Genomic DNA, 11474 nt, shown 5'->3' with positions numbered 1-11474 from the left:
TTTTTATGAAACGCATGGCAAAGGGTTAAACACCTCTTTGTTTTTTAAACGCCTTGTCATGTTCAATGTGAGTTATGTTTATAGTTTTTAGGGGGGTAAATGCCTTCAAACGCTCTTTCTGTTGAAGAAATCGCTCGCCTAATCAATATTTCTCATAGCAGCGTGCATAACTGGATCAAAACCAATCTTTTAGAGAAACTAGAGATTGATCATAAAATTTATGTGAAAACAAGCTCTTTTTTAGATTTTTGCCGCAACCATTTAGGGAAAAACAAGCTCAACAAATACACTAACAAATCCTTAAAAGGCACGCATAACCATCAAGAATTGATTTTAAAATACCTAGAAATATTAGAAAATAGCTCTGATTTGGAAAAGTTGGGTTCTTATTATGAAGAAGAGCTTTCTAACACCACCAAAAATTTAGAAGGCATTTACTACACTCCTAATAAAATAGTAGAACAACTTTTCATTCTCCCTAAAGATTTTGATGCCTCTCAAGCGGTTTTTTGCGATCCGGCTGTGGGGAGTGGGAATTTTATCATGCATGCTTTAAAACTGGGTTTTAAGGTTGAAAATATTTATGGCTATGATACGGACGCTTTTGCTGTCGCTTTGACTAAAAAGCGTATTAAAGAGCGTTATCATTTAGACTGCCCTAATATTATGCAAAAAGATTTTTTAAATTTAAAACACACCCCACAATTTGATTGCATTTTCACTAACCCGCCATGGGGTAAGAAATACAATCAAAACCAAAAAGAAAATTTCAAACAGCAATTCAACCTCTCTCAAAGCCTAGATAGCGCGTCTCTCTTTTTTATAGCGAGTTTGAATTGTTTAAAAGAAAACGCTCATCTGGGGCTATTATTACCAGAAAGTTGTTTGAATATTGATGCGTTTAGCAAAATGCGAGAAATGGCTTTAAAGTTTCACATTAGAAGCCTGATTGATTTTGACAAACCCTTTAAAAATCTAATGACTAGGGCTGTGGGTTTGGTGCTTAAAAAAACCCCTAACAAGGATCAAAAAATCTCATGTTTTTATCAAAATAGCAAGTTCAAACGCTCGCCTTCTTCTTTTTTAAACAACCCTAAAAAGATTTTTAATATCCATTGCTCTAGCAAAGAAAATAAAATTTTAGACCACCTTTTTTCCCTTCCCCATATCACTTTAAAAAATAACGCTCATTTTGCTTTAGGGATTGTTACAGGCAACAATAAAGAAAAATTACACTCCAAACAAGAAAAAAATACCATTCCTATTTTTAGGGGTTCAGATATTTTAAAAGACAGATTAAAAGCCCCTAGCCAATTCATTAACGCTGATTTGAAAGACTGCCAGCAAGTCGCTCCCTTAAGTCTTTATCAGGCTAGAGAAAAAATCGTGTATAAATTCATTTCTTCAAAGCTTGTCTTTTTTTATGATAATGAGCAACGCCTTTTTTTAAACAGCGCGAACATGTTTGTTTTAAAAGAAAATTTCCCTATCAACGCTAATGCACTAAAAGAATTATTAAACAGCGATTTAATGCAATTTATTTTTGAATCGCTTTTTAAAACGCATAAAATCTTAAGAAAAGATTTGGAATGTTTGCCCCTATTTGCGCAATTTATCAACAATAGTTTTGATGAAAAATTTTATTTAAAAAATTTAGGGATAGAAAAAAAAGACCCTAAACATTTCACCATCAGGAAAAATCATGCATGTTGCTTGTCTTTTGGCTTTAGGGGATAATCTCATCACGCTTAGCCTTTTAAAAGAAATCGCTTTCAAACAGCAACAGCCCCTTAAAATCCTAGGCACTCGTTTGACTTTAAAAATCGCCAAGCTTTTAGAATGCGAAAAACATTTTGAAATCATTCCTCTTTTTGAAAATGTCCCCGCTTTTTATGACCTTAAAAAACAAGGCGTTTTTTTGGCGATGAAGGATTTTTTATGGTTGTTGAAAGTGCTTAAGAAGCACAAAATCAAACATTTGATTTTAGAAAAACAAGATTTTAGAAGTTTTCTTTTAGCCAAATTTGTTTCCATAACCACTCCAAATAAAGAAATTAAAAACGTTTATCAAAACCGCCAGGAGTTGTTTTCTCAAATTTATGGGCATGTTTTTGATAACCCTTTATATCCCATGAGTGTAAAAAACCCCAAAAAGATTTTGATCAACCCTTTCACAAGATCAATAGAGCGAAGTATCCCTTTAGAGCATTTAAAAATCATTTTAAAACTTTTAAAACCCTTTTGTGTTACGCTTTTGGATTTTGAAGAACGATACGCTTTTTTAAAAGATGAAGTTACTCACTATCGCGCTAAAACCAGTTTAGAAGAAGTTAAAAACCTGATTTTAGAAAGCGATTTGTATATAGGGGGGGATTCGTTTTTGATCCATTTGGCTTACTATTTAAAGAAAAATTATTTTATCTTTTTTTATAGGGATAATGACGATTTCATGCCGCCTAAGAATGAAAATTTTCTAAAAGCCCATAAAAGCCATTTCATAGAACAGGATTTAGCCAAAAAATTCCGCCATTTGGGGCTATTATAATATTGTGTTATACTTCTAATTTCAATTTTGCTTGTTAGGACATTTATGAAAAATATTAGAAATATAGCTGTAATCGCGCATGTTGATCATGGGAAAACCACTTTAGTAGATGGCTTACTTTCTCAATCTGGCACATTTAGTGAGAGGGAAAAAGTGGATGAAAGGGTGATGGATAGCAATGATTTGGAAAGAGAAAGAGGCATTACTATCCTGTCTAAAAACACCGCTATTTATTACAAAGACACTAAAATCAATATCATTGACACTCCCGGGCATGCTGATTTTGGGGGCGAAGTGGAGCGCGTTTTAAAAATGGTGGATGGGGTGTTGCTTTTAGTGGACGCTCAAGAAGGGGTTATGCCTCAAACTAAATTCGTGGTTAAAAAGGCTTTGAGTTTTGGGATTTGCCCGATTGTGGTGGTGAATAAAATTGATAAGCCTGCCGCTGAACCAGATAGAGTGGTGGATGAAGTTTTTGACTTGTTCGTAGCGATGGGGGCTAGCGATAAACAATTGGATTTCCCTGTGGTGTATGCTGCCGCTAGAGATGGCTATGCGATGAAAAGTTTAGACGATGAAAAGAAAAATTTAGAGCCTTTGTTTGAAACGATTTTAGAGCATGTGCCAAGCCCTAGTGGGAGCGTTGATGAGCCTTTGCAAATGCAAATTTTTACGCTTGATTATGACAATTATGTAGGCAAAATCGGTATCGCTAGAGTGTTTAACGGTTCGGTTAAAAAGAATGAAAGCGTGCTGTTGATGAAAAGCGATGGGAGTAAAGAAAATGGCCGTATCACTAAGCTTATAGGCTTTTTAGGATTGGCTAGGACTGAGATTGAAAACGCTTATGCGGGCGATATTGTAGCGATTGCCGGCTTTAACGCAATGGATGTGGGCGATAGCGTCGTTGATCCTACTAACCCCATGCCTTTAGATCCCATGCATTTAGAAGAGCCTACGATGAGCGTGTATTTTGCTGTCAATGATTCACCCTTAGCCGGGTTAGAAGGAAAGCATGTTACTGCGAATAAATTGAAAGACAGGCTCTTAAAAGAAATGCAAACCAATATCGCTATGAAATGCGAAGAAATGGGCGAAGGCAAGTTTAAAGTGAGCGGGCGTGGGGAATTGCAAATCACTATTTTAGCTGAAAATTTACGCCGTGAAGGGTTTGAGTTTAGCATTTCACGCCCTGAAGTCATCATTAAAGAAGAAAATGGCGTTAAATGCGAGCCTTTTGAGCATTTAGTGATTGACACGCCCCAAGATTTTAGCGGGGCTATCATTGAGAGATTAGGCAAAAGAAAAGCCGAGATGAAAGCGATGAATCCCATGAGCGACGGCTATACAAGATTAGAATTTGAAATCCCTGCAAGAGGGCTTATCGGCTATAGGAGCGAGTTTTTAACCGACACTAAGGGCGAAGGCGTGATGAATCATAGCTTTTTGGAATTCCGCCCTTTTAGCGGGAGCGTGGAATCGCGCAAAAATGGGGCGCTAATTAGCATGGAAAATGGCGAAGCGACCGCTTTTTCCCTTTTCAATATCCAAGAAAGAGGCACGCTTTTTATCAACCCCCAAACTAAGGTTTATGTGGGCATGGTCATTGGCGAGCACAGCAGGGATAATGATTTAGATGTCAATCCCATTAAATCCAAGCATTTAACCAACATGAGAGCGAGCGGGAGCGATGATGCGATCAAACTCACCCCACCTAGAACGATGGTGTTAGAAAGAGCGCTAGAATGGATTGAAGAAGATGAGATTTTAGAAGTTACCCCCTTGAATTTAAGGATCAGGAAAAAGATTTTAGACCCCAACATGAGGAAAAGGGCGAAAAAATAGGTAATTTGTATAAAGTAGCAGATATTTTTTGTGGTGCTGGAGGATTGAGCTATGGCTTTTCTGCACACCCCCATTTTGAATTGATATGGGCTAACGATATAGACAAGGACGCCATTTTAAGCTATCAAGCCAATCATAAAGAGGCACAAACCATTTTATGCGATATTATGCAACTTCATTGCCACAACTTGCCATGCGTTCCAATTGACATTCTGCTAGGCGGACCACCATGTCAGAGCTATTCTACGCTTGGCAAAAGAAAAATGGATGAAAAAGCGAATCTGTTTAAAGAATATTTGCGGCTTTTAGATCTAGTGAAACCAAAAATATTTGTTTTTGAAAATGTGGTGGGTTTAATGTCTATGCAAAGAGGGCAATTATTCAAACAAATTTGTAACGCTTTTAAAGAGAGAGGTTATATTTTAGAGCATGCCATTTTAAACGCCCTAGATTATGGTGTGCCTCAAATAAGAGAGCGAGTGATTTTAGTGGGTGTGCTTAAAAGCTTTAAACAAAAATTCCACTTCCCTAAACCCATAAAAACGCATTTTTCTCTGAAAGACGCTTTTAGGGGATTTACCACCCATTCAAAGCGGTGAAAATGGTGATGCTTTAGGTTATCTTAAAAATGCGGATAATGTTTTTTTGGAATTTGTGCGAAATTCTAAAGAATTAAGCGAGCATAGCAGTCCTAAAAATAATGAAAAACTGATAAAAATCATGCAAACGCTAAAAGACGGACAGAGTAAAGATGATTTGCCAGAAAGTTTACGCCCCAAAAGTGGTTATACTAATACCTATGCCAAAATGTGGTGGGAAAAACCAGCCCCCACCATTACAAGAAATTTTTCTACTCCAAGCAGTTCTAGGTGTATCCATCCAAGAGACTCTAGAGCGTTAAGCATTAGAGAGGGGGCAAGATTGCAAAGCTTTCCTGATAATTATAAATTCTGTGGGAGCTCTAGCACTAAAAGATTGCAAATTGGCAATGCCGTGCCGCCTTTATTGAGCGTAGCACTCGCACAGGCGGTTTTTGATTTTTTAAGGGGTAAAAATGTTTGATAATAACGATTTTAAAGGTTATAGAAATTTATTGGGTTTTAATTCTTAAAATGCGTTTAAGGAATTTTTAGGCGCTAAAGACATACAACCTTGCGTTGATTTCAATGATTTAAACGCGCTCAAAAAAAGGCTTATTGAAATTTTTAGCACTATCAATAGTATTTATTGTTTTAAATATAATGAGTATGAATTGGAATGCTTTTTTAAAAACTCCATAGAGCGAGTGTTTTCAAAGATAGTGGACACTCATATTATTTATAAGCTGAATAATCAAGGCAGAAGACCTGAAGAAGTTTGTTTTTCGTGGATGCGTGGGTTTTTAGTAGCGGAGTTTTTTAAGGATTTTATCGCTTGTCTTTTTAATACGCAAAAAGAAACCATCAAATTTTTTGGTGGTGATAATTTTGAGAGCATAGAAAGCTTTAAAAGAAGTCCTAAAGCCGATTTTTTGTTGGACAATCATTTATTGCTAGAAGTTCAAAGCGGGTTTCAAGGGATCAATGATATTAAAGAACATAAAGTTTTAGAGGCTAAAAGGCGTTTGATAACGGATAAAATTTCTACTATTGTGGTGCATTTTGATCTGTTTAACGGGCAAGTGGCGTGCGTAGAAATTTCTAAAATCAAAGACAATGATTTGAATTGGATAACCCGCCAACAAATGGAAGGGCAGAGCGTTTTTAATATTTCGCAAAACTTTTTTGATTACAAAATTACAGAAATACCTAATAAGCCGCTTTCATAAAAACCCATAATACAGCCTAAATAAAATACAAGATAAGAGTATTAAAAAGGTGGTAGGTGGATTGAATGTTAGTTATTTTTTGCCAAACATCTAGCGTGAGTGTGTGTGCCTCAAATAAGAGAGGAAGTGTTTTAGTGGGCGCGCTTAAACGCTTTAAACAAAAATCCCACTCCCCCAAACCCATAAAAACGCATTTCTTCAACCAACTTATATTTTGATTTGCCTTAGCCTTTTTATTGCCTTCTATTAAAAGTGATCCCATAAACTTCATTCCTGATTTGGAATAAGGGATCAGTAGGGGCTTCTACGCCTTTAGGGAGATCGGCTGGGAAATACACATCTTTATTGCAACCCATTCCTTCGTATTTTTCAACTTTCAATGTCCCTACCAACAATTCCTTGTGTTTGCCTTTCCAAAGCGCGGTCGTGTCGTTGGTGGCATCATTTTTATTCGCGAACACCAGATACATTTGGTATTCTATGGGATTAGTTTTAAGGTGTTGTTGGAATGAAGAAAGCAGATAATTTGAATCTTTTTGCTTTAATTCTTGAGGGTTAAGATACTTGATGCCGTCTTTAGGCACAAACTTCCATCTCGCAGGCAATAATTTTTCTTTCTTGTCTTTAAACTTGAACGCATGAACGCTATAATAAGGCGTGTTAGCCACGCTTGAGCTAATCCCTATCGTTTTGGTGTAAGCGGCAAAATTCCTATAAGAGGGGACTTCTTCATAAAGCTTTTTGATTCTTGCTTCATCCACCTTGCCATTTTTAGGAATCCTCATCTCAAAAAATTGAGCGAATTCGTTAGGGTTTTTGGCAAAATTGATTTCTGTATTGAGCATCACCATTGTCCAGCTAGCGTTTTGGTTTTCTAATTTTAACGCCATTCCCCTAACTTTGCTTTTATCGTCCATCGCCACGCCCCCTAAAGAATACCTTACAGACGCAGGGATTTCTTTTTCATTGAGTAATGGCACATCTAAATCCTCTCTTGCTTGCAAATTAGGAAAGAACACGCCTTTAGCGCAAAACCCCTTGGTGTGGTTGATTTTCATTTTAGGCTCTTTGGCGTTGAGTTTATAGAAAATATCCGCAATCTCTTCAGCGCTCACTTCATGGGCTTTTAAAAAACCCAAACTCAAAACCAAACACAAGCTCAAACCAATTTTTTTCATTTTTTTCCTTATTATTATTTTCTATATAAAACAATGCCTTTAATTGTATCAGTAAATTCCCTATTAAGCCTTTAAAAAGCCTTTTTTTGATACCTTATTAGGATCTTAAAAGATTATCCTATCCATTTGCATGCTCATTAGCAAGCTAAGGATAAACTTGCGTTTTAAATTTTGTGATTTTTAAGAAAAATTAGCTTGATTTTAAACTAATTCTATATTCTTTTATGCTACAATTATTTCTACAGAGTAATTTATCTATTCTCAGGTAAAGTAAGGAAGAGGAATGAAATTAAAGAAACGAAAAGTTGTAGCTACATTGCTAAAGCGTTTTACCTTGCCACTATTGTTCACTACGGGTTCATTAGGGGCGGTTACTTATGAAGTGCATGGGGATTTTATCAACTTCTCCAAAGTGGGTTTTAACCGTTCGCCTATTAACCCTGTTAAAGGTATCTATCCCACAGAAACTTTTGTTAACCTTACGGGTAAGCTAGAGGGGTCTGTGCATTTAGGTAGGGGATGGACCGTGAATGTAGGCGGTGTTTTGGGCGGACAAGTTTATGATAACACTAGGTATGATAGGTGGGCAAAGGATTTTACCCCCCCAAGCTATTGGGATAAAACTTCTTGCGGCACTGATTCTTTGAGCCTTTGTATGAACGCCACTAAAATGTGGGAACAGCAAGGACCAGGTGGTATTATTGACCCTAGAGGTATTGGTTATATGTATATGGGTGAGTGGAACGGCTTGTTCCCTAACTACTATCCGGCTAACGCCTACTTGCCTGGGCATTCAAGGCGCTATGAAGTTTATAAAGCGAATTTGACCTATGACAGCGACAGAGTCCATATGGTAATGGGGCGCTTTGATGTTACGGAGCAGGAGCAAATGGATTGGATTTACCAATTGTTCCAAGGGTTTTATGGGACTTTCAAGCTCACGAATAAGATGAAGTTCTTGCTCTTTAGCTCTTGGGGTCGTGGTATCGCTGACGGCCAGTGGTTGTTCCCTATCTATCGTGAAAAGCCTTGGGGTATTCATAAAGCCGGTATTATTTATCGCCCTACAAAGAATTTATTGATCCACCCTTATGTGTATCTTATCCCGCAAGTAGGCACATTGCCCGGTGTTAAAGTAGAGTATGATACCAATCCTGAGTTCAGAGGGATAGGCATTAGAAACAAAACGACTTTCTATGCGTTGTATGACTATCGTTGGAATAACGCTGAATACGGTCGTTACGCGCCCGCTCGTTATAACACTTGGGATCCGTTCTTGGATAATGGTAAGTGGCGTGGCTTGCAAGGTCCTGGTGGTGCGACACTCTATTTGCACCACCATATAGACATTAACAACTACTTTGTGGTTGGTGGTGCTTATCTCAACATTGGTAACCCTAACATGAACTTAGGTACTTGGGGTAACCCTGTGGCTCTTGATGGTATCGAACAATGGGTCGGTGGCATCTACAGCTTAGGGTTTGCGGGGATTGACAACATTACCGATGCTGATGCGTTCACCGAGTATGTTAAAGGTGGGGGTAAGCATGGTAAGTTCAGTTGGAGCGTTTATCAGCGCTTCACCACCGCACCAAGGGCTTTGGAATATGGTATCGGTATGTATCTAGACTATCAGTTCAGCAAGCATGTTAAAGCGGGTCTCAAACTCGTATGGTTAGAGTTCCAAATCCGTGCGGGTTACAACCCTGGAACCGGTTTCCTTGGGCCAAACGGTCAGCCGCTTAACTTGAATAATGGTTTGTTTGAATCTTCTGCGTTCGCGCAAGGTCCTCAAAACATGGGTGGTATCGCAAAAAGCATCACTCAAGACAGAAGTCATTTGATGACACACATTAGTTATAGTTTCTAAGAGAGTTTCCCTATATCTCTTAGATATGCCTTTTTTATATTTTTATTTTAATATCTTTGGGAGTTAGGGTTTTGGAAGTTAAGAAATATTTTTCTTACTCTCTATTTTTTTTGCTTTTTTTTAGTCTTTTTTTATCCAAACTTCAAGCTTATAAATTCAACATGAGCATTGTTGGAAAGGTGAGCAGCTATACCAAGTTTGGCTTTAACAACCAAAGATACCAGCCTTCTAAAGACATTTATCCTACAGGTAGCTACACTTCTTTACTCGGTGAATTGAATTTGAGTATGGGTTTATACAAGGGTTTGAGAGCGGAAGTGGGGGCGATGATGGCAGCGCTCCCCTATGACTCTACCGCCTATCAAGGCAACAATATCCCTAACGGCCAGCCCGGCTCTAGGACCGATCCTTTTGGGGCGGGTATCTTTTGGCAATATATTGGTTGGTATGCGGGACATAGCGGTTTAAATGTGCAAAAACCTCGTTTAGCCATGGTGCATAACGCTTTTTTGAGCTACAACTACAAAAAAGACAAATTCAGTTTTGGCGTGAAAGGGGGGCGCTATGATGCTGAAGAGTATGATTGGTTCACTTCTTACACTCAAGGGGTTGAAGGCTTTGTCAAATACAAAGACACCAGATTCAGAGTGATGTATTCAGACGCTAGGGCTTCAGCGTCAAGCGACTGGTTTTGGTATTTTGGGCGTTACTATACAAGCGGTAAGGCTCTAATGGTAGCTGATTTGAAATACGAAAAAGACAATCTAAAAATCAACCCTTATTTTTATGCGATTTTTCAAAGAATGTATGCACCAGGCATTAATATCACTTATGACACCAACCCTAATTTCAACAATAAGGGCTTTCGTTTTGTAGGCACTTTCGTGGGGTTTTTCCCCATTTTTGCCACTCCGGCTAATCAAAATGATATTATCCTCTTCCAACAAGTGCCGTTAGGCAAGAGCGGGCAAACTTATTTTTTCCGCACCCGTTTTTACTATAATAAGTGGCAATTTGGGGGCAGTGTCTATAAAAATATCGGTAATGCTAATGGCGATATAGGTATTTATGGGGATCCTTTGGGGTATAACATTTGGACGAATAGTATTTATGACGCAGAAATTAACAATATTGTTGGCGCTGATGTTATCAATGGGTTTTTGTATGTAGGTTCACAATATAGAGGGTTTAGTTGGAAAATTTTAGGCCGTTGGACGGATAGCCCAAGGGCTGATGAAAGGAGTCTCGCGCTCTTTTTGAGCTATTTTTCTAATAGGTATAATATTAGAATGGATTTGAAACTAGAATATTATGGCAATATCACCAAAAAAGGCTATTGTATTGGGTATTGTGGCATGTATGTTCCAGTTGATCCTAACGGGCCTGGCACGCAGCCTTTAACGCACAACGTGTATTCTGACCGAAGCCATATCATGTTTAACATCACTTATGGTTTTAGGATTTACTAGCCTTTTATCCTTGATGGATATTTTTGATTGGCCTTTTTAAAATATTGAAAGGCTCTGCTCCAATCAAATATTAACACTCAAAAAGCCTTATTTAACTTTATTATTCAATATTTAATATACTAGAACAAAACACCACACCTACGCATTTCTTCAACAAGCTAAACGAGTTTAAAGATGAAGTTTTTACCACGCCTAAGGCTAAAGAATACATTGACATAGCGAGCGGTTTTCATAAGCTTTTTAAAAACGATGCTAAGATCGCCGAGAGCCTAAAGCCATCCACCACCAAGAACTTAAGCCAAGGTTTAGCGACCACTTTAAGCGGAGCGTTAAAATACCAATGGACTAAATTCACGCTAGGGACTTTATACCGCAACGCTCCTGATCGCATTTTAGGGATTAAATTACCCAAAGCCTTGAACGAAGCCACCGCAGGAGCGGCCTTAAAGTATCACATTAAAAGAGCGCTTGAGAGAAGCCACAGCATAAGCGAATTTAGTAAGAATTTAGAACTGAGCGCACAAAAATCCCACTTTAGCAACAACACGCTTAAAATCATTGAAGAGCTTAATAACGGCGTCAAACAAGCCAGCGATGAAATCAAAGAGAAAGCGCGCGATTTTTCTAATGAAAAACTCACTAACGAGCAAATCAAAGAGCTATTAAATAACGCAGAAATCCCTACAAGCGGGAGAGATGCGATCACTTTTGGAACTAATAACCTAAACCCTGAAATGGTTGAATTTCTGCACAAAAACAA

The 11474-nt window shown here is 38.0% G+C and carries 7 protein-coding genes and 3 pseudogenes; 8 read left to right on the top strand and 2 right to left on the bottom strand.

The window, feature by feature from the left end; genetic code table 11:
- The first annotated feature begins 99 nt into the window (after positions 1 to 99).
- From FIM44_RS08200 to FIM44_RS08180, 5 genes and pseudogenes are all read left to right on the top strand, one after another.
- Positions 100 to 1737 (top strand): class I SAM-dependent methyltransferase, encoded by a 1638-nt coding sequence (locus FIM44_RS08200; protein WP_140579712.1) that lies wholly within the window; start codon positions 100 to 102, stop codon positions 1735 to 1737.
- The gene (locus FIM44_RS08195) at positions 1703 to 2545 is read left to right on the top strand and encodes a glycosyltransferase family 9 protein (RefSeq protein WP_140579710.1); all 843 of its coding nucleotides are present in this window, start codon (positions 1703 to 1705) and stop codon (positions 2543 to 2545) included. The genes FIM44_RS08200 and FIM44_RS08195 overlap by 35 nt, the downstream gene beginning before the upstream one ends.
- Before the next feature lie 45 nt (positions 2546 to 2590).
- A complete protein-coding gene (gene typA / locus FIM44_RS08190) occupies positions 2591 to 4390 on the top strand; it encodes a translational GTPase TypA (protein WP_000790226.1) in 1800 nt (599 codons plus the stop codon).
- A 5-nt stretch (positions 4391 to 4395) separates the two neighbouring features.
- A pseudogene (dcm, locus tag FIM44_RS08935) lies at positions 4396 to 5452 on the top strand (DNA (cytosine-5-)-methyltransferase).
- Positions 5445 to 6197: pseudogene (locus tag FIM44_RS08180) on the top strand (restriction endonuclease). The pseudogenes dcm and FIM44_RS08180 overlap by 8 nt, the downstream one beginning before the upstream one ends.
- A gap of 233 nt (positions 6198 to 6430) precedes the next feature.
- Here the strand turns inward: FIM44_RS08180 and FIM44_RS08175 are convergent.
- Positions 6431 to 7375: a catalase family peroxidase gene (locus FIM44_RS08175; RefSeq protein WP_140579708.1), complete on the bottom strand. Its 945-nt coding sequence runs from the start codon at positions 7373 to 7375 to the stop codon at positions 6431 to 6433.
- Between the two features lie 283 nt (positions 7376 to 7658).
- Here FIM44_RS08175 and FIM44_RS08170 point away from each other — a divergent pair, with 283 nt between their 5' ends.
- On the top strand, positions 7659 to 9245 hold the full coding sequence (locus FIM44_RS08170; RefSeq protein WP_140579706.1) for an outer membrane family protein: 1587 nt from the start codon (positions 7659 to 7661) through the stop codon (positions 9243 to 9245).
- A 71-nt stretch (positions 9246 to 9316) separates the two neighbouring features.
- On the top strand, positions 9317 to 10714 hold the full coding sequence (gene hofD, locus FIM44_RS08165) for an outer membrane beta-barrel protein HofD (protein ID WP_194148725.1): 1398 nt from the start codon (positions 9317 to 9319) through the stop codon (positions 10712 to 10714).
- A gap of 229 nt (positions 10715 to 10943) precedes the next feature.
- Here the strand turns inward: hofD and FIM44_RS08880 are convergent, their stop codons facing one another.
- A complete protein-coding gene (locus FIM44_RS08880; protein WP_140579702.1) occupies positions 10944 to 11144 on the bottom strand; it encodes a hypothetical protein in 201 nt (66 codons plus the stop codon).
- Here FIM44_RS08880 and FIM44_RS08875 point away from each other — a divergent pair.
- Positions 11131 to 11474: pseudogene (locus FIM44_RS08875) on the top strand (DUF3519 domain-containing protein); the annotation flags it as partial. The gene FIM44_RS08880 and the pseudogene FIM44_RS08875 sit on opposite strands and share 14 nt — an antisense overlap.

The organism is Helicobacter pylori (genome assembly GCF_006440215.1).
Taxonomy (GTDB): domain Bacteria; phylum Campylobacterota; class Campylobacteria; order Campylobacterales; family Helicobacteraceae; genus Helicobacter; species Helicobacter pylori_CS.
Note: the sequence above shows the minus strand (reverse complement) of the source record. Positions and strands in the feature narration are given on the sequence as shown.

What these genes read in the sequence shown, in the direction of transcription:
- FIM44_RS08200 (WP_140579712.1), top strand. Translation starts at nt 100, where the DNA reads ATGCCTTCAAACGCTCTTTCTGTTGAAGAAATCGCTCGCCTAATCAAT.
- FIM44_RS08195 (WP_140579710.1), top strand. Translation starts at nt 1,703, where the DNA reads ATGCATGTTGCTTGTCTTTTGGCTTTAGGGGATAATCTCATCACGCTT.
- typA (WP_000790226.1), top strand. Translation starts at nt 2,591, where the DNA reads ATGAAAAATATTAGAAATATAGCTGTAATCGCGCATGTTGATCATGGG.
- FIM44_RS08175 (WP_140579708.1), bottom strand. Translation starts at nt 7,375, where the DNA reads ATGAAAAAAATTGGTTTGAGCTTGTGTTTGGTTTTGAGTTTGGGTTTT.
- FIM44_RS08170 (WP_140579706.1), top strand. Translation starts at nt 7,659, where the DNA reads ATGAAATTAAAGAAACGAAAAGTTGTAGCTACATTGCTAAAGCGTTTT.